Raw genomic sequence first — 17,966 nt, 5'->3', positions numbered from 1 at the left:
CTTAAAGCGAGGAATGTCCGTCTTGTCAGATTCTACTCACATACTTTTATGAAAGCAAACACGCAAACTTGTTTACAGCTGCTAAAGATGTTCTTCGGGCTTCTGTTCTTTTTAAACAGCTGCATCCCGTCTACAACTTATACTTCCTCTGTCGGAGGATGCCCTAAGATTTTCAAGTCAGGGGAGCGGCTGCTGATGGGAGAAGCGACAGGCATATCCCCCAATCAATCTTACAGGCTCTACCAGCAGTTTGCAGACGAGGTTAAGGAGGCGGGCCTGGTGCCATACTATGCGGTGGAGCAGGAAATGGACCTTCGGATGCACGGCATAAAGCCCGGCATGGCTGCCGACTCAAGCAGCCTGTCTGCCATGCAGCGTTTGGGGTATAGTTATTTTATCAAAGTACAGGTTGGAAACACAGCATCAGGAACAGGCTATAACAGCGTGAGCGCCGCCGAGCAAAGGGAACTGCAGGCCGGGTACGGCACACAAGCGGAAGAGGCTTCGAAGGCTTCCGTGACTTTTGAGCTCTACGCTACGGGCAGCAGGCAGCGCATCTACACGTTGGCTGCTACAACGCGTATGGAAGGAGTGACCCTTCCGAACAGAGACACAGAAAACGGTTACAGGGGCAGCAAATCGGCCAACCTCTCCTCCGTTACGCAAGCCATTGACATGGCATTTAAGAAAGGCGTCAAAAAGGTGTTACAGGAGTGCCGGTAGGCTTGCCCAGGAGGAGGCGCTATATTTTCTCTTCGATTTTATAATCCTGCAGGTAGGCTGTTTTCCCGGTGCGGCGGCCGATTAGTTTAAAGAAAGATATAAAGCCTTGCTGGTCAAGCTGGAGCGCTTTGGCAAAGGGGTCTTCTTCTTCTGACCTCTCAATGTCCTTAATATAATGCTCCCGTACCAGCCCCGCCTCCTCCAGTTCTTTGGCGACCTCAATGTGCACCAGCCCGGTTTTCTCCCAGAGCCTGCGCCACCAGGCAATGGTGTGTATAAAGTACCAGTAGTGCTGGTAATCCTCCTGCAAAAATTCCGGTACCTGCTCCAGCGATTCAATCTCCCTGGTGAAGCACACATCCACAATGGCGATATGGCCGCCGGGCTTCAGGAAGCGGGCAATGTAGGGCAGGTACTTCTCGTCGGTGCCGAAGTACGTGTAGGAGTCCACCACCACCACGGCGTCGAAATACTCTTGGGCAAAGGGCAGGGCGCGGGCATCGGCCTCCAGCGGAATCACCTTGCCCTCACAGCCTGCATGGCAGATGCGCTGGTAATTGTCGCTGGCCGATACGGCCTCGTCCACCGCGTACACGGTTACACCAAACTCTTTGGCCAGGAAGATGGAGCTGATGGCCTTGCCGCAGCCCAGGTCCAGCACGCGCATGCCCGGCTTCAGATCCAGCGATTTAGTGAGGCTTTCGAGGTTAAAGAGCACGTTCTCGCCCATGGAGTGGCGACGCACCCACTCAGGGTCGTAGCGCATCGCCTTCGGGAAAACGCGTTGCAGGTTTTTGCTGGCCATAAGGTATACGTTTATACTTGCTGAGAAGCAGCTTACGTGGCGGCGGCAGCTAAAGTTAGCGGCCCATGCGGGCAATCTCGTCGGATGGATGGGTATACTTGCCGGTTTTCTCGGCTTTGGCGGCGGCCAGCATGGCACGGGCCACGGTCTCGCCCTCAATGGGTTTATACTTCTCCAGCGGCCCGATCATCAGCCCGCTCAGCGGCCGCATCACTTTGCTGGCAAAATCTTCTCCGGCACGCTTCTCCTCCCGCTCGCCCAGCAGCAGCGCAGGCCTGAAAATGTGGACGGTGTTGAAGGGTTGCTGCTGCACATCGCGCTCCATCTCGCCCTTTACCCTATTGTAGAATACCATGGAGCGGGCATTAGCCCCCATGGCCGATACCACCAGAAACTGAATGGCGCCCTTGCGGGCCGTGATCTCCGCCAGCTGGGTGACATACGTATGGTCCACCTTATAGAAGTTCTCCTTCGAGCCGGCCTTCTTAATGGTGGTGCCGAGGCAGCAAAAAATATCGTCCGCCACCATATCCGCCGCGTAGTCCTTCATCCTGTCAAAGTTGATCACCTGCTGGTCCAGCTTGGGATGGATGAGCGGCAGTTCGTGGCGGCCAATGGAGATAACCTGGCTATAGCGTTCGCTTCTGAGCAGCAGGGAGAGCAGGTGTCCGCCCACCAGTCCGCTGGCTCCGGCTATCAGTGCGGTTCGTACTTTTTGCATGAGGTTCTTTGCTTATGCAGAAAGTACGTTCTTAAGCGCTATATAGTCTATAAAGTATAGCAGTTTAACCGAGAAATTGTTGTTTTGCGGCACAGCAAAGGTGTTGGACATGTTATCGAAGTAGCGGTTCTCTATCGTGCTGGCCCTATCCTCTATGAAGTTCTTCCAAACCACGCGCAGCTCGCTGCCCGGGGCGAAACGCCAGCTGTACACCAGGTCCATGGTCAGAGTGTTGTAATTGATGTCGTTGATGGCGGAAGCATAAATGCCCTGCTCGGCAGAGGCTGGCTGCAGCAGGCCCTGCTTTGTCAGCTCAAAAAACTCCTTGTACGCCGCCCTCGACCAGTAGTGGCGCATGTTCAGCGTCAGCCCCGAGCGCTCGTTAAAGATGTAGGCGCTGCTGATGGTGGTGCTGACGGTGGTGAGGGTGCGGTCGCCGAAGAGGATGTGCGTGTTCTGCGCAGCATCCTCATACTTGCTGGCAAAGCCGATGTTGCGCTTGTCTATGCTATAGCTGTTGCCGTTCACGATGGAGAGCTTGTCGTTTACGCGGAAGCGCGGCGTGAAGCCAAAAGACCAGCTGTTCTGGTCGTAGCGGCGGGAGCGCCAGAAATTGGTGGTGGCATCGAAGGCAAAGCGCCTGCGGTAGTCACTGCTGAAACCGAGGTTAGAGTTGATGGCCGGCGGCTGCACAAACACCTGCGGGAACGTGCGGGCCTCGAAGTAATTATACCTTTCGCCGGGGCGCACCGTGATGCCTCCCCACAGGCTGTTAAAGTTGTGGAAACGTACGCTGGAGCTGGCGCTCAGGTCCATGGCAATGAACTTATTGGGGTCGTAGAGCATGCTGTGGCCCACGCTGAAGCTGTTGTTCCACGAGAGGAACTTCCAGACGGGCTGGTAGAAGTTGTAGCTGATATTGGCGCTGGTGTATACTTCGTTGTTGTTGCTCAGGAAGCCGAGGTCGTTGATGTCGTAGGTGTCCGATTCCACGCTGTGGTTGATGCCGTAGCGCAGGTTACCGCTTATCTTGCTCAGGTTTACCGAGTACTGGTGCCCCAGCTTCACGCCGTTCGCTTCGTCTTTGCCATAGAGCTGGCTCAGGTTGCCGCCGGTGGTCAGGGCAAACATGTTGTTCTTATCGGCCAGGCGCAGACGCAGGCCGGTTACGTTGGCATCGTAAAAGCCGCTGGCGCGCGTTACGTTGGTGTTGGTAAAGGTTACGTAGGAGTTGCGCGGCAGTGTCTGGTCCAGCACAAACACGTTGTAGTTGGTGAAGGGGTCGGTGAGCACCTGGCGGGTATTGCCCAGCGAGTCCTGCACGGTGGCGTGGGTGGTGCCGGTAAAGGCGTTGAACAGGCCGATGCCCAGCCCGCGGCGCGTCCTGCCGGATACCTTGGCGGCGTTCAGCAGCTGCGTCTCTACCGGGTTGCGGGTAATTTCCTCGCCTTCTCCCAGCTGATCCTTTACCTGGCCACGGCCAACAGGAGCGGCCCCGATGCGGCGCGAGTAGAACAAGCCAGCCTTGTTGAACAGCTCGGTGCCCTCGGTAAAGAACTGGCGGTTCTCGCTATACTTCACCTCGAACGGCCCTAGGTTCAGCACCTGGTTATCCGACTGCGTTTGCCCGAAGTCCGGTATCAGCGTCACGTCCAGGGTAAAAGCGTCGTTGATGCCATACTTCACATCCATGCCGCCGTTAATGGAGTGCGAGAAATCCTTTGCGTCAGTCTCTCCGGTTTTATTGGGATAGTGGTTCACGTAGCCCGACACGTAGGGCATAAACTGCAGCCGCACCGGCGCCTTCACGCCTTCTATGCCAATCACGCGGCCCGCCTGGTTGATGAGCCCGCTTACGGAATTGTCCACGTGGCTCCAGAAGGATTTCTCGCGGTTTCGCCGGATCACGCGCATGTAGTTCACGCCCCAGGTCTGCACCTCGGCCTCCGGAAAGCGAATGGCACTGTAGGGGATGCGCATCTCCACGGTCCAGCCCTGGTCATGGGTTCTCACGCTGCTCTCCCACACGGCGTCCCAGTTCCAGTCCTCGCTGCCCTGCGCGTGCTTGATGTCGGTTTGCACCCCGGCGGCGGATACCAGGAAAGCAAAGGCGTTCTGCTTGTCGTTGTAGGTATCCAGGTACACGCCAAACATGTCGGAGTTGTTCTCACCAGAGTCGCGCTGGCCCAACTGGGTCAGGACGGAGTCGGGGGCGGTGTCGTAAAGTATGGCCCCGATATACACAGCGTCGTTATCGTAGAGCATGTATACTTCCGTCTGCTGGGAGGAGGGCTTGCCGTTGAGCGGATCGTAGCGGTAGAAGTTGCGGGCGGGGTTTACGTGTTGCCATACTTCAGGCTCCAGGAAACCATCGAGCACGGGCGCCACCTGCGCGCGCATGACCTTGGCGGTTTTGCTGCTCTTGTTTGTTTCAGTTTCAGTGGCGTCGTCGGTGCCGTGGGCCATTGCTCCTCCTGCGTAAAGGCCAAGCAGGAGGGCGAAGGGGAAAAGTTTAGTAAGCATACGTCAAAGCCGCACCCCGTCAGGACGCGGTAGTTTAAAAGTGAGAACGTCAGGTTTTATAGTATGTAGGGCGTATGCGGGAGGCGGAGAGGCGGGTGTTAGTCCTTCCGCAGCCGTATACTGTCTGGTTCTATGGTAATCTTGCCCGCCTTGTACAAACTGCCGATAGCGCGCTTAAAGGTTTTCTTACTCATGCCCAGCGTCTGGTAAATGTCCTCGGGCGAGCTGTTGTCGGAGATGGGCATCCAGCCGCTGCCCTGCGCCAGGGAGCGCATGATCTTGTCGGCGGCCTCGTCCTTCTCCTCTTTCTGGTTCACGCCCGGCTTGCGCAGGGTCACATCTATCTTGTTGTCTGGGCGGATAAGCTTGATGTAGCCGGTGGCTTTGTCGCCGATGCGCAGGTCCTGGAACACCTCGTTCTTGTAAAGAATGCCCATGTAGGCGCTGTTGATGATCACCTTGAGGCCGATATCGGTGAGGCCGGCCACCAGCAGTTGTACCTCGTCGCCCTCGCTGAGCTGGATGTCCTCGTTGTGGAGGTACTTGCCCAGTTTGGAGGTGGCTACCACACGGTCAGAGCTTTCATCCAGGTACACATACACGCAGTACTTGCGACCCACCTGCATCTTGTTTTTCTGGTTGTTGAGCGGCACCAGCAGGTCCTTCTCCAGCCCCCAATCCAGGAAAGCGCCAAACGGGGTTTCGTCGGTGCAGGTGAGGCAGGCAAACTCGTTTATCGTGGCATAGGGCTCCAGGGTAGTGGCGATCATGCGGTCCTCGGAGTCGCGGTACACGAACACGCGCAGCTTGTCGCCTACTTTTGCGCCTTCCGGCAGGTACTTGCCCGGCAGCAGGATGTCTCCGTCATCGGAGGAGAGGTATACGCCAAAGTCCACTTCACGCGCTATCTCCAGCTCGTTATAATTACCTAAATCAACCATGTTCTTATTGCTTACGGGGTGTTTGGTGCAGCGGCTGCACGCCCTCTACAAATCTACTAAAAAGCGGGCGGGCGTAAAAGTTGTAACAATAGATAATTAGGGATAAAGTATACTTGTTGAGGATACGGGTAAGCAGGAACAGGGTGTTTTATTAACTGAGGGTTGAGAAAGGCACTGCTTATACCTGGGACTGCTTGCTCTTTTCTGGCGCAAGTGTCCGTTTGTGCCGTTGCTTTTTTCATGGCGCAAGTTATTTATACTTGTGTCCTGCAGTTGTGTTGCGTCTCTGACTCAACTGGCTTGAAAAGCCATATTTCATACTTGATCTATACTTTCATACTTGCACAAGCCATACTTTATACTTTCGCTGGCGTGAGCATCCGCTTGTACCTTTTTATACTTGCTGTTCCGGATACCCTGTCCGGAACCCTTCTCCTGCGGACGTCCACATCCGCGTAAGCCATACTTTATACTTTGCTTATACTTGATCTATACTTCCTTAGCCGCCGCTTCCTTTTATTTGAAACAAGCTATTCTTATTAGCTGCCGCTGATCCTCTAGTTCCCACAAGCCTACCGTTTCATCTCTAGCTTTGGCTCCCTCAAGGCCGGGAGGCCTCGCCTTCGGGCATCGCGCTGGGAGCTTTTCCTGCCCTCGTGCCTCGGGCTGCCTCACTAGCGTTCGTCACCGGAAAAACTCGCATAGGCGCTCAACCCAAAGACTGGGTATCAGTTCGATAGCACCGGCTGATGGAGTAGGAACAAAAGTCCCCCTTCGAAGGGGGCAGGGGGATGTTAATCGACTGCTGGTCTCCCTTCTCGGAGGGGCTAGGGTGAGTTTATACTTATATGGACAGGTCGCGACCTGTCCGCGCGAGAACAGCAACTATAGAATTATACTTTGGCAGAAGTATTTACAGATTCCCCTCCTTGGCTAAGTCTCGGATCCCGGACTTGTTCCGGGGGAGGGGCCAGGGGTGGTTGGACCCGATACTACGCAAAAATCCCTCCTCTGATCCTAAGACGGATTGGAGAGAGGGAGTCAGCGCCATAAGTTTACCATCACTTGCTTCAGGGTGAAGGCTGCAAGTATAAGTATAACGTATAACCCCCGGCCGCTCTCGCCACCGGGGGTTATACGTTATACTTGCCTAGGCCGTGTTTAAGCCTTAGCCTTTCTCTTTGCCTTTGCCTTTGATTCGGCGACCTCGCCATCCTCTATGATGTCTCCTGGCAGGGCGATCAGGCCAATGGAAAGGCTGTCCTCGCCCAGGAAGTGCTCAATGTGGTGGCAGCGGTCCTCGGTCTTCAGCAGGATGCCTTCCAGTAGTGCTTTGGTGGCAAAATCCTCCAGATCAAAGGCCTTTTTAATTGACTTGCGCAGCTCCACGGCAATCGTCTTCTCATCGTCCATGTCCTTGTTCAGCATCTCACGGATACGGAACTCGCCTTCCTCCTCATGCTCCAGGTAAGCAATCTTTAGCTGGTTGGCCGGGTGGCAGGTAGGGCAGTAACCCATCACGGTCAGGCGCTCGGCAATGGCGTCGTACTGCGCGTGTATCTCGTTGTAATGCTCCTCAAAGAACAGGTGCAGGTCGCGGAACTGCGGGCCTTCCACCAGCCAGTGGTGCTTGTGGTATTGGTGGTATAGCACGATAAAGGAAGCCAGGTGGCGGTCCAGCTCTTTGGCCATGGCCGTAGCCGTTTCTTTCGACAGGCCTACCGGGTTTCCTTCGTATTCATTCTTCTCTCTGACTTTTTTCATAGTTGCGTAAGTTCTGTTTAGGGTTTATTACCCCTATAAACCTGCAAAAGCGCCAAAAGGATACGAAAAGCTAGTAAAATTCGGCCACGCCGGGGCGGTCGAACTGGAAGTTACGGAAGTCGTAGAAGGGCGCTGAGGATTCATACAGCCTGAAATCGCGCATGTTGCCGTTAGGCGGCAGCTGCGGGTAGTAGCCCAGCGTAATCTGTATGGTGCTGAAAGAAGTGAACTCGTTGCGGAGCCTGAAACCAATGCCGTAGCTGCTGTAGGGCTTCTGGCTGAAGGGGGAGCTCTGGTTGCCGTAGGAGAGCCAGGCCAGATCGGCATAAACAAAGGTAGCCAGGCGGAAGCCCAGCAGCGAGAGCGGCGTGTAGAGGTTGGCCTCGTAGTTGAAGGAGGCCCTGCGTGTGCCGCGCACCAAATCGGAGCGGAAGCCCCGGATGCCGCTTTCGTTGTTGATGGACAGCAGCTCCTCGGGATAGCGGTTGATGCCGAAAGTGCCGCGGCCCAGCAGCTTGTGGCGCAGTTTCCAGTTGCCCCACTCGGCCAGCCGCGTAATATACATGGCCTCCAGGTCCAGCACCCCCTGCTCCCAGCGGTCGTCCCGGATAAAAGAGCCGTAGCCCACCCGGCTGTAGAGGTAGCCAAAGCTGGTGCCGTACCGGGCAAAGGAGAGCGAGGAGCCAAAATAACGCCTGTCCCATACGTCCCCGTCCTGGTAGCCGCCCGTAACGGAGAAAAGCGTGCCCACCGGTATATCTTCCGTCCTGCCGAAGCCGAAGATAAAGCGGTCTTTGTAGTACTTCCTGATGCTGTAGCCCACGCTGGCCAGCATCAGGGTGTTGTCCTGGAAGTTATCGGTGGGGGCGGTGTTATAGTTGGTGTTGATGACGCGGGCGCCAAGTATAATGCGGCCACGGGGCTCGTAGCCCAGGTTGTAGGACTTGAACCTGAGGGTGCGGCCCAGCCAGGCATCCTGCCGGGTGTAGCCCACAAAGCCGTAGCGGGCCACGGAGTCGTCAGGCTGGGCGGGCAGCAGGATGCGCTCGTCTACCCAACTGGCCCCCACGGCGCCCGCATACTTGGTGTTGAGCGAGTAGAAATCGCGGTGCAGGGAAAAGCTCTTCTCTTTGTAGTAGTTCTCATCCACGTACGCCACATCGGCGGTAATGTAGGTTCTGCCGATGTTCTCTATCGTGTAAAAACCGGCCACTTCCCAGGGGCGGGGCCGGTTCAGGTTAAACTTGTACGTGCCCTCTATCTGGTGGCCCTGGCCCAGAAAGTTGAGCTCGCGGAGCGTGACGCGCCCCTTGCCGGAGGAGGGGGTATAGGAGCCGGATCCGCCCAAACTAAAGATGTCGCGGGTGATCACGAACACATCCACGCTGTCGTTGGTGGTGGTTTCCTCGTTCACGATAATGCGGGCGTCGAGGATGTGGCGCGTCTGGCGCAGCAATCGCTCCGACTCCACCAGTGCCAGCGGCTCCAGGGGCTCCATCTTCCGGAAGAGCAGCTTGTTGCGCACCTCGCCCCGGCCCGTCTTCATGTGCAGCGAGTTGCCGGCCTTCTCAAAGAAGTTGCGGGGCACCCGCGCAGTGTCGTTCACGGAATAGCCAAAGGGGTCCAGTGTCAGGATATCGATATTGCGGACGATCTTATAGCTGTGCAGCTCATACTCTTTCTGGATCAGCTCGGCATCCAGGCCATACACTTCCTCCTCGTTCCGGTCAAAGTCGAGCAGGGCCTTCAGCAGCTTGCCCATGATGGTCTTGCGCTCCGACATCTGCTTGAGGTTTTGGATGACGCGGTCGTTGAAGTTCTGCGCGGTGGTATCCTGCGGCGAAAGCTGCTGCTGCACGGTATCCTGCGGCTGCACCTGCGCCTGGCACACGCTGCCACAGAGCAGCAGCAGGCACAGCAGGCATGCCAGCGGCAGCGGTTTTAATGGAGGGTGCAGGTAAGGCATGAGTCGTAGGCGCGTGATGGTCCGGTTTGCATCAACCTCCTAATATAACGCTTTCTATAGCCACAAGTAACGGCAAAGCCTATAAAATAGCTATACAGGCATGTTCGGGTTTATCCGGGAGGGTTGCGTTATACTTTGCTGTGCTAATAAAATTAGTTTATGAACACCTGTAGATAAGTATGTGGATAAAATATTGCTAATATAATTGGTTTTGTGGGGGTGATGCTGGTATCTTTAACCCGTTGAAAGTACAGAAGCACAGCGGTATGGAAAACAGATTGATAGAGAAGCTAACAATTTTAGCAGATGCTGCCAAGTATGATGTTTCCTGCTCCTCGAGCGGCGGAAAGCGCAGGAACGAGAGCAAGGGCTTGGGAAACGCAGAAGGGATGGGCATCTGCCACAGCTATACCGAGGACGGCCGCTGTGTGTCATTGCTGAAGATACTGCTGACCAACCACTGCATTTACGACTGTGCCTACTGCGTGACCCGCAGAAGCAACGACGTGAAGCGCGCCGCCTTCACGGTGCAGGAGGTGGTGGACCTGACGATCAACTTTTACCGCCGCAACTACATTGAGGGCCTTTTCCTGAGTTCAGGCATCTTTAAGAATGCGGATTATACAATGGAGCGGCTGGTGCGGGTGGCCAAAAAGCTGCGGCAGGAGCACCGGTTCAACGGCTACATCCACCTGAAAACGATACCAGGCGCGAGCGAGGAACTGATAAAGGAGGCGGGGTTGTACGCCGACAGGCTGAGCGTGAACATTGAGCTGCCCTCGGAGATGAGCCTGCAGCAGCTGGCGCCGGAGAAGAACTACAAGGAGGTGTTGGAGCCGATGGGCAACATCAAACAGCAGCTGGTGCAGGCAAAGGAGGAGAAAAAGCTGTTTAAATCCGCGCCGAGTTTTGCGCCGGCAGGGCAGAGCACGCAGCTGATCGTGGGGGCCTCGGCCGAGAACGACCACCAGATCCTGCAGCTCTCGAGCCAGCTCTACAAGGACTACAGCCTGAAGCGCGTGTACTACTCCGGCTACGTGCCCATCAGCAGCGACAACCGCCTGCCGATCATCACGGAGCCGCCCATTATCCGGGAAAACCGCATTTACCAGGCCGACTGGCTAATGCGCTTCTATGGCTTTGAGGCCGGGGAGATCGTGGATGAGCAGCATCCGCACCTGGACCTGGACATTGACCCGAAGCTGGGCTGGGCGCTGCGCCATCGCCACGCGTTTCCGGTGGAGGTGAACACGGCAGACTATGAGCTGATCCTGCGGGTGCCGGGCATCGGGGTGAAAAGCGCGCAGAAGATCGTGTCGGCCAGGCGGTTTACGCCGCTCCACTTTGAGCACCTGCGGCAGATGGGTGTGGTGCTGAAGCGGGCGAAGTACTTTATCACCTGCCAGACCAAGAGCCTGCAGCGCCAGGAATATACGTCGGAGCTTATCCGCAGAAAGATATTATTGGGTGACGGCTCGGTGCGAAGCGCCCTGCTCACCCAGCAGCTGGACCTGTTTAAGCAGGTAGGTTAACAAACGAAGGGAAAGGAAGCGGCATGAGAGAAAGAAAAAAGAGATCATCTGTACCAAGTTATACTTCCAAATCAATCCAACCGAAGAACGTATTAGTCATGAGAAAGAACCAGAAAGTTGCCCGCGTATCGCTGTACTGCAAACTGAACATGCTGGTGCCGCAGCTGCAGAGCCTCTCGGCACGCGCCAAGGCCGACACTGGCGACAAAAGCCGCAAGGCAGGCAAATAGCACCGCCTGCTTTTAGGCTGAGTTTATACTTACACATGCACTTCTATACTTACGATGGCACTTTTGAGGGGCTGCTGACGGTGGTGTTCGAGGCGTTTGAGCGCAAGGCCTGGCCCACCGGCATACAGCAGGAGCACCTGGCGCAGCCCAGCATGTTCGGGGAGCATATTGCCGTGGTGACGGATGAGGAGAAGGCCGGCAGGGTGTGGCAGGGGCTGCAGAAAAAGCTAAGTATAAACGCGCAGCAGGCGCTCTACCATACCTTCCTGTGGGAGCAGCCCGGCTCCGAGCAAATCCTCTTTGACTACATCAAGCTGGTTTTTAGCTCCAGGCAAAGTATAGAAGACAACTTTGCTGCGCCCTGCGTGCTGCAGGTGCAGCAGGCGGCCAAGCAGGTGCACCGCGAGAAGCACCGCATGGAGGCCTTTGTGCGTTTTCAGAAAACAACCGACGGTTTATACTTTGCCGTCATCTCCCCGGATTTCAATGTGCTGCCGCTCATCGTGCGCCATTTCGAAAAGCGCTACGCCGACCAGCGCTGGGCCATTTACGACACCAGCCGCCGCTTCGGCGCCTACTACGACCTGAAGCAGGTATCGCTTATTAGCTTGGAGTTGCCGCCGCACCAGCGCCATACTTCCCTGGCGGCAGAGGCCAAGGACGCGGAGGAAGATGTATACCAGCAGCTCTGGCAGGTATACTTTGATAACGTGAACATACCCGAACGCAGGAACCCGAAGCTGCACCTGCGCCACATTCCCCGGCGTTACTGGAAATACCTCTCTGAGAAGCAGCCCCGGCAGCTACGCCAGGCGTAGCATGCTATACAACTTCTCTTGCACTAAAGCGAGAATCAAATTGCACTCACTATGAAACCTTTTTCGCCTTCTATGCGTTTATAGGTATATATATCAGTTTAAAAGTAGTGCAGAAAGCAAGCCCCGGTGTTTTTTACGACGCTCCGGAGTGCTGCCTGCGTAACCCCGTTTTATTTTCCCACAGATGAATTCACGCGTACGAAAGAAACTCATTCAAGTAGCTCGCGGCCGAGCGCACCTCATGTCTTTCCAGAACCTGATTTACGAAGCGGAACTCGGCCTGAACCTCGAGAACCCCCACGAAAAATCGATGCTGACCGAAGTGATTGACGAGATTTCGGAGCGGGAGTATCGGGAGGGCCGCCCACTGCTCAGTTCGCTTGTACGGGTAAAAGGGCAGAAGAACCAGGGCGACAGCTTTTTCAGGATGTGTGAGCGCCTGGGCTACGGTAACTGGAAAGACCTCAAGAAGAACTCCCAGTTTATAGAAGAGCAGCGTGATGCCTGCCGGGAGTTCTGGTCCGACAAAAAGAATTTCACAGAGTATCTGTAAGCATACTTCCTGTAACGCACGAAGCCGTGCGGCTGCCCTATTTCACCGGGCTGCCGCACGGCTTTTTTTGTTTCCCGATCCTCACCTCCCCAAACCGTCCTTCAGAGGCAACCTTCCCATTCACCACTATCCTACAAAACAGCGGGGAAATCCCGCTTCCGCCCACGGGCGCTCAGCCTAATAGGAATAGTAGATATTCTCAAGCGCGGCTGGAGGTTAGCAACTGCCCCTTTTCCTGATCTATGAACAGATGCGGCTGCGCCTCTTATGAGCGCATCGGGGGATTCAGCGCCAAAGTATAACAAGACTGGCACAGCAGAAATAAAACAGGCTTCTTCATGGTTCTGAGCGGGGCCTCTATGGAATTCCTGAAATGCGCCAGAAAGGGGGAAATACGCCGCAGCGACGGCTAATCCTGTTTTGTAACATTCCGCTACAGCAATTGTGAAAATTGTCCTGAAAAATTCATTCGCCATTTTGTCTATATATAAAAATATAGCTTTCTTTATGGAAAATTATGGTGCAGCGCAATGGTATGATGCTGATTAGATCAGTGTTATGAGCGCCTGCCTGTAGTTCTACTTGCTCCTGAAATTGTACATACATCACAGTTATTAACCGCTTTAGAATTGCCTATGAAAGCAAATTTTACAAAACTATTTGTACTGGCCCTTGTTGTGGCCGGTTTTTCCCACCAGGCCGCCGCTCAGGCCGTTAAGTTCGGAAAGGTATCCGAAGATGAGCTCAGGATGAGCGTCTATGACAAAGACACCTCCGCCGCCGCTGTTATACTTTCCGATTATGGCTTCACCCGTATCGAGTACATCGGGGAGCTGAAGGTGGTGTTCGAGCGCCAGATGCGCATCAAGATCTTCAAAAAGTCCGGATACGACTGGGCCGATGTGGTGGTGCCATACTTCCAGCAAGGGCAGGCCAAGGAGCGGGTAGGCTCTATAAAAGGATTTACCTACAACCTGGAGAACGGCAAGGTTACCAAGGACAAGCTGGAGAGCAAAAGCATATTCGACGAGCAGGCGACGGAGTACAGGCACACCAAGAAGTTCACCATGCCTAACGTAAAGGAGGGATCGGTGATCGACATCAGCTACACCATTACCTCCGACTCCGAGTTTATCTACACCCTCCGCGACTGGGAGTTCCAGCACAGCATTCCGGTGGCCTGGAGCGAGTACCGCGCCCGCATACCGGGGTACTTCGACTACAAATTCCTGATGCAGGGGTACCACAGCCTTTACAAGAACGAGCGCCTGAAGGAGGCTGCCACCGGCTCTGCCAAGGCCTCGCCGGACATGATCGATAACGCCTACGTGTGGATTATGAAGGATGTGCCGGCCCTGAAGGAGGAGAAGTACATCACCACCATCCGTGATTACCAGTCCAAAATAGAGTTTGAGCTGCAGCGCGTGCACTTCCCGGGCGAGGCCTCCCGCACCATGACCGGCGACTGGCAGAAAGTAACCTCAGACCTTCTGATGGCCGATAAGTTTGGCGTGCAGCTGAACCGCAGCGGCTTCTTTAAGAACGAGCTGGCCGCCATCCAGGGTAAGTATAAAAGCCAGCCGGAGCAATTGGCTGCCATTTTCGACCTGGTGAAGAACCGCATGAAATGGAACGGCAACTACGGGGTGTACGCCAGCACCACCATCCGCAAAGCCTGGGACGAGCGCACCGGTAGCGCAGCCGACATCAACCTGCTGTTAACCTCCATGCTGCTGGAGGCCGGTTTCGACGCTTCTCCAGTGCTGGTAAGCACGCGCAACCACGGACGCATTAATACGGCCATGTCGCCGATGGTAAGCAAGTTTAACTATGTGATTTCGCAGGTGAAGGCGGGCGATAAAGAGTACCTGCTGGATGCCACTGATCCGCTGGTGACGGTGGGCGTGCTGCCGGCCCGCTGCCTGAATGGAGAGGGGCGCCTGATCAAAAAAGGGGCGGGCCACTGGGTGAGCCTTACGCCGGGCGCAAGCCATACCCGGCTCATCAGCGCCAACCTGACCATGAACGGGCAGGGCGAGATCGTGGGCACCGGTCGCGAGTCTGCCGGGGGCTACGGTGCCATAAGCCTGCGCCGGACGATACTGGAGGAGGGCGAGAGCAAGTATATCGAGCGCCTGGCCAAGGAGGTGGGCGACTTCAAGCTCCTCACCCCGGAGATCAAGAACCTGAACGACCTGCAAAGCACCCTGGATATCACCTACAGCATCAGCGTGAACGGCAGCGGCCGCTCCAACGACATCATCTACCTGAACCCGATGCTGGGCCGTGGCGAGAAGGAGAATCCCTTTAAGCTGCAGGAACGCCTTTACCCGGTAGACTTTGGCACCCCGATAGACGAGACCTATATCTGCAACTTTACCATACCGGAAGGTTATGAGGTAGAGGAGGCACCGCAAAGTATAGCCCTGACCCTGCCGGAGAAAGGTGGCCGCTTTATGTACATGGTGCAGCAGCAGGGCAACACGCTGCAGGTAATGAGCAGGCTGAACATCAACAAGCCGGTGTTCTACGCAGAGGAGTACGCCATGCTGAAGGAGCTCTACAACCGCATCATCGCCAAGCATGCCGAGCAGATCGTCTTAAAGAAGATAGCGGCAAACTAACCTGACGTATGGCTTACAGGTTGAAGCCTGCCGGCCCATGTGCCTGCGCAGGCTTTGCCTGGTGCCTTTTTATAGTTTTATAGATGATCGGCTATGTTACGAACAAACAGAAAGTATAACTGGCTGGGCGCCCTGGTGTGCTGGCTGCTGCTGGCCCCGCAGGTGCTTACGGCCGGCAACGCCACGCTGGCTGAGCTCAGCAAGGAGGCCAACGTGGTCATCCGCTCCGAGGAGACGGTGTTCACCGTGAACTCCATCAGCAGCGGCACGCTGCGCTTCAAAACCAGGATCACCATCCTCAACGAGAACGGCGACCATCGCGCCACGCTTTACGTGCCTTACAACAAGATGAGCAAGGTGAGCAGCATCAGCGGCACCTTGTACGACCGTTTTGGCAACCGCTTAAAAAAACTCAAAAACAGTGATATTAAAGACATAAGCGCCATCAGCAGCATCTCGGTGTATGAGGACAGCCGCGTGAAGATCGCCAGCCTTGAGTACAGCGTGTACCCCTACACCGTGGAGTTTGAGTACGAGGTGGCGCGATCGAACATGATGTTTTACCCGCGCTGGATTCCGCAGGACGAGGAGAACCTGTCGGTGGAGAAGGCCAGCCTGCAGGTGCAGGTGCCGGTAGCCTCCAAACTGCGCTACCTGGAGAGCAACGTGCCCGAGAAGGCCAGGCTGAGCCAAAACGCCACCCATCAGATTTATACCTGGGAGGTGAGTAACCTGAAGCCGGTGAACCGTGAGCCTTACGGCCCTGGCTTCAGTGAGCTGGTGCCCATGGTGCTGACTGCCCCCGGCGAGTTTGAGGTGGATGGCTACAGAGGAAGTATGGAAACCTGGAAGGACTTCGGCCTTTGGCAGAGCAAACTGAACGAGGGGCGCGGCCAGCTGCCCGCTGAAACAGTGGCCAAACTGCAGCAACTGACGGCAAACGCCAAAAGTACGGAAGAGAAGGTGCGGTTGGTATATGATTACATGCAGGGCAAAACCCGCTACGTGTCCATACAGCTGGGCATTGGCGGCTGGCAGCCCTTCGAGGCGAGCTTTGTGGACAGCAAGGGCTACGGCGACTGCAAGGCGCTCTCCAACTATACCCAGGCCATGCTGCAGGCCGTGGGCGTGGCGTCTTTCTACGCGCTGATAAATGCCGGGGAGGGCACTCCGGACATACGAACCGACTTCCCGAGCAGCCAGTTTAACCACGTCATCCTCAGCGTGCCGATGGCACAGGACACCATGTGGCTCGAGTGCACCAGCCAGACCGAGGCAGCCGGCTACAACGGCAGCTTCACCGGCGACCGCCACGCGCTGCTCATCACGCCTGAGGGAGGGAAACTGGTGAAGACTACCGCGTACGGCGCCACCGATAATCAGCAGATCAGAAGTATACAGGTAAAACTGGACGAGACCGGCAGCGGCACTGCCACTGTGCGCACCCGCTACACCGGCATTCAGCAGGAGACCCGCGACCGGGTGATTACGAACCGCAAGCCGGAAGACCAGCGCAAGTGGCTGTACGAGAACATCACGGCCCCGCCTTTCGAGATCAGCAAGTATAACTTTACCCAGCAGAAGGAGCGCGTGCCAAGCGTGACCGAGAACCTGGAGCTGAGCCTGCGGCAGTGCGCCACCCTGAGCGGCAAGCGCCTGTTCCTCAACCCGAACCTGATGAGTAAATGGACGCATGTGCCCAACCAGAAGGAGAAGCGCCTGACTGATGTGGTGCGGGTAATGGCCTACCTGGATGTGGACACGGTGGAAATAGAGATGCCGGCCGGCTACTCGGTGGAGTACCTGCCGCGCGCGATACAGCATACATCCGTGTTTGGCGAGTACAGCGCCTCGGTGAAGGTGGACGGCCAGCGCGTAACGTACATGCGCCGCATGCAGATGCACAAAGGCCGCTTTGCACCCGACACCTACGCCCAGTTGGTGGAGTTTTACAACAACGTGATCAAAGCGGATGCCGAGCAGGTGGTGTTTGTGAAGAACGTGCAGTAAGTATGGACCCCTGACGCGAAGAAGATGAAAAGAATCATACTGGCAGTGCTTATCATCGGGCTGTGTGCCGGCTGTATGCACCAGAACAAGTTCGGCGAGTTTAACGAGAAAAGCGGCCGCCTGGAACTGAGCATGCGGGAAAACCCGGAGCAGGATTTCCGGTTTGGCGACTGCTTTCTGTACCAGGAGGGCGACGAGCGGTACATGCTGCTCGTGACGGGCGTGTATCCGGGGGAGTTCACCACGTTTACGCCTATTGCCGTGCCCGCAGTGGATAGTATAGATGAGTTCTCGGTGGGCAAGTTCATGGTGAACTACTACTCCCGCGAGCCCGGGGTGCTTGACAGGCTGCTGGGCGGGGAGGCACAGTACGGCGGCTTCGGCTTCTCTGTTTTCCCGGAGAACCTGCCGCAGGTTTCCCGAAACCTCCACTACCTTTTTACAGTGAACCTGAGCCCGGGGAAGACACAGGAATTTGGCAGCACGGCCCTCTTCACAGATTACCCGCTGGGTTATACCATCCGGTTCTGCCTCGACTTTGAATCCATCTCGCCCGACAGGCCCATGGTAGCCAAGCTGCCGCTGGAGAGCCTGTGCATGTAAGGGGTAGGGGAATGACCGGCAAAAGGGCAACGTTGGGTTTTATACTTTAGCGGCACCCGTTTAGGCACCAGCTCCGCCAGCGCATACTTTTCTGCGCTGGCGGAGCTTTTTTTAACACCAACAGAAAATATTTTTCAGAAACCTGCGTCTTTT

15 protein-coding genes are annotated in these 17,966 nt (G+C 55.8%); 9 read left to right on the top strand and 6 right to left on the bottom strand.

Features of this window, described 5'->3' with window-relative positions:
• The first annotated feature begins 87 nt into the window (after positions 1 to 87).
• Positions 88 to 723, top strand: a complete 636-nt coding sequence (locus A3841_RS00965; protein ID WP_073850417.1) for a hypothetical protein — start codon at positions 88 to 90, stop codon at positions 721 to 723.
• 19 nt (positions 724 to 742) lie between these two features.
• Here A3841_RS00965 and A3841_RS00960 read toward each other — a convergent pair whose 3' ends face one another.
• The 4 genes from A3841_RS00960 to A3841_RS00945 all read right to left on the bottom strand — a co-directional run bounded on the left by A3841_RS00960 (position 743) and on the right by A3841_RS00945 (position 5,713).
• Complete coding sequence (locus A3841_RS00960) at positions 743 to 1,528, bottom strand: methyltransferase domain-containing protein (RefSeq protein WP_073850416.1); 786 nt, start codon at positions 1,526 to 1,528, stop codon at positions 743 to 745.
• A 55-nt stretch (positions 1,529 to 1,583) separates the two neighbouring features.
• A complete protein-coding gene (locus A3841_RS00955) occupies positions 1,584 to 2,249 on the bottom strand; it encodes an NAD-dependent epimerase/dehydratase family protein (protein WP_073850415.1) in 666 nt (221 codons plus the stop codon).
• Positions 2,250 to 2,261: 12 nt separating this feature from the next.
• Complete coding sequence (locus tag A3841_RS00950) at positions 2,262 to 4,772, bottom strand: DUF5916 domain-containing protein (RefSeq protein WP_083610106.1); 2,511 nt, start codon at positions 4,770 to 4,772, stop codon at positions 2,262 to 2,264.
• A gap of 98 nt (positions 4,773 to 4,870) precedes the next feature.
• On the bottom strand, positions 4,871 to 5,713 hold the full coding sequence (locus tag A3841_RS00945; protein ID WP_073850413.1) for a CvfB family protein: 843 nt from the start codon (positions 5,711 to 5,713) through the stop codon (positions 4,871 to 4,873).
• A gap of 300 nt (positions 5,714 to 6,013) precedes the next feature.
• Here A3841_RS00945 and A3841_RS20145 point away from each other — a divergent pair, with 300 nt between their 5' ends.
• The gene (locus tag A3841_RS20145; protein ID WP_170866120.1) at positions 6,014 to 6,172 is read left to right on the top strand and encodes a hypothetical protein; all 159 of its coding nucleotides are present in this window, start codon (positions 6,014 to 6,016) and stop codon (positions 6,170 to 6,172) included.
• A gap of 702 nt (positions 6,173 to 6,874) precedes the next feature.
• Here A3841_RS20145 and A3841_RS00940 read toward each other — a convergent pair.
• Positions 6,875 to 7,477 carry a Dps family protein gene (locus A3841_RS00940; RefSeq protein ID WP_073850412.1) on the bottom strand — a complete coding sequence of 201 codons (603 nt, stop codon included), beginning with the start codon at positions 7,475 to 7,477 and terminating at the stop codon, positions 6,875 to 6,877.
• A gap of 70 nt (positions 7,478 to 7,547) precedes the next feature.
• Entirely contained in the window at positions 7,548 to 9,443 is a 1,896-nt protein-coding gene (locus tag A3841_RS00935) for a BamA/TamA family outer membrane protein (RefSeq protein WP_073850411.1), read from the bottom strand.
• A gap of 266 nt (positions 9,444 to 9,709) precedes the next feature.
• On the opposite strand from A3841_RS00935, the gene A3841_RS00930 reads away from it, so the two are divergent.
• The 7 genes from A3841_RS00930 (at position 9,710) to A3841_RS00900 (ending at position 17,813) form a co-directional block, all read left to right on the top strand.
• A complete protein-coding gene (locus A3841_RS00930) occupies positions 9,710 to 10,975 on the top strand; it encodes a putative DNA modification/repair radical SAM protein (protein ID WP_073850658.1) in 1,266 nt (421 codons plus the stop codon).
• A gap of 98 nt (positions 10,976 to 11,073) precedes the next feature.
• Complete coding sequence (locus tag A3841_RS20665) at positions 11,074 to 11,205, top strand: hypothetical protein (protein ID WP_262502536.1); 132 nt, start codon at positions 11,074 to 11,076, stop codon at positions 11,203 to 11,205.
• Positions 11,206 to 11,240: 35 nt separating this feature from the next.
• On the top strand, positions 11,241 to 12,023 hold the full coding sequence (locus tag A3841_RS00925; RefSeq protein ID WP_073850410.1) for a TIGR03915 family putative DNA repair protein: 783 nt from the start codon (positions 11,241 to 11,243) through the stop codon (positions 12,021 to 12,023).
• Positions 12,024 to 12,207: 184 nt separating this feature from the next.
• Positions 12,208 to 12,576: a hypothetical protein gene (locus A3841_RS00920; protein ID WP_073850409.1), complete on the top strand. Its 369-nt coding sequence runs from the start codon at positions 12,208 to 12,210 to the stop codon at positions 12,574 to 12,576.
• Between the two features lie 635 nt (positions 12,577 to 13,211).
• On the top strand, positions 13,212 to 15,200 hold the full coding sequence (locus A3841_RS00910) for a DUF3857 domain-containing protein (RefSeq protein ID WP_073850407.1): 1,989 nt from the start codon (positions 13,212 to 13,214) through the stop codon (positions 15,198 to 15,200).
• A 93-nt stretch (positions 15,201 to 15,293) separates the two neighbouring features.
• Positions 15,294 to 17,210, top strand: coding sequence for a DUF3857 domain-containing protein (locus A3841_RS00905; RefSeq protein WP_073850406.1), 1,917 nt, complete (start codon positions 15,294 to 15,296; stop codon positions 17,208 to 17,210).
• Between the two features lie 24 nt (positions 17,211 to 17,234).
• Positions 17,235 to 17,813 carry a hypothetical protein gene (locus tag A3841_RS00900; RefSeq protein WP_073850405.1) on the top strand — a complete coding sequence of 193 codons (579 nt, stop codon included), beginning with the start codon at positions 17,235 to 17,237 and terminating at the stop codon, positions 17,811 to 17,813.
• Positions 17,814 to 17,966 lie beyond the last annotated feature (153 nt).

The organism is Pontibacter flavimaris (assembly GCF_001907195.1).
Classification (GTDB): Bacteria; Bacteroidota; Bacteroidia; order Cytophagales; family Hymenobacteraceae; genus Pontibacter; species Pontibacter flavimaris.
This window is presented reverse-complemented; position numbering and strand designations above follow the sequence as displayed.

What these genes read in the sequence shown, in the direction of transcription:
- A3841_RS00925 (WP_073850410.1), top strand. Translation starts at nt 11,241, where the DNA reads ATGCACTTCTATACTTACGATGGCACTTTTGAGGGGCTGCTGACGGTG.
- A3841_RS00960 (WP_073850416.1), bottom strand. Translation starts at nt 1,528, where the DNA reads ATGGCCAGCAAAAACCTGCAACGCGTTTTCCCGAAGGCGATGCGCTAC.
- A3841_RS00930 (WP_073850658.1), top strand. Translation starts at nt 9,710, where the DNA reads ATGGAAAACAGATTGATAGAGAAGCTAACAATTTTAGCAGATGCTGCC.
- A3841_RS00965 (WP_073850417.1), top strand. Translation starts at nt 88, where the DNA reads ATGTTCTTCGGGCTTCTGTTCTTTTTAAACAGCTGCATCCCGTCTACA.
- A3841_RS00940 (WP_073850412.1), bottom strand. Translation starts at nt 7,477, where the DNA reads ATGAAAAAAGTCAGAGAGAAGAATGAATACGAAGGAAACCCGGTAGGC.
- A3841_RS00955 (WP_073850415.1), bottom strand. Translation starts at nt 2,249, where the DNA reads ATGCAAAAAGTACGAACCGCACTGATAGCCGGAGCCAGCGGACTGGTG.
- A3841_RS00905 (WP_073850406.1), top strand. Translation starts at nt 15,294, where the DNA reads ATGTTACGAACAAACAGAAAGTATAACTGGCTGGGCGCCCTGGTGTGC.
- A3841_RS00910 (WP_073850407.1), top strand. Translation starts at nt 13,212, where the DNA reads ATGAAAGCAAATTTTACAAAACTATTTGTACTGGCCCTTGTTGTGGCC.
- A3841_RS00945 (WP_073850413.1), bottom strand. Translation starts at nt 5,713, where the DNA reads ATGGTTGATTTAGGTAATTATAACGAGCTGGAGATAGCGCGTGAAGTG.
- A3841_RS00950 (WP_083610106.1), bottom strand. Translation starts at nt 4,772, where the DNA reads ATGCTTACTAAACTTTTCCCCTTCGCCCTCCTGCTTGGCCTTTACGCA.
- A3841_RS00935 (WP_073850411.1), bottom strand. Translation starts at nt 9,443, where the DNA reads ATGCCTTACCTGCACCCTCCATTAAAACCGCTGCCGCTGGCATGCCTG.
- A3841_RS00900 (WP_073850405.1), top strand. Translation starts at nt 17,235, where the DNA reads ATGAAAAGAATCATACTGGCAGTGCTTATCATCGGGCTGTGTGCCGGC.
- A3841_RS00920 (WP_073850409.1), top strand. Translation starts at nt 12,208, where the DNA reads ATGAATTCACGCGTACGAAAGAAACTCATTCAAGTAGCTCGCGGCCGA.
- A3841_RS20665 (WP_262502536.1), top strand. Translation starts at nt 11,074, where the DNA reads ATGAGAAAGAACCAGAAAGTTGCCCGCGTATCGCTGTACTGCAAACTG.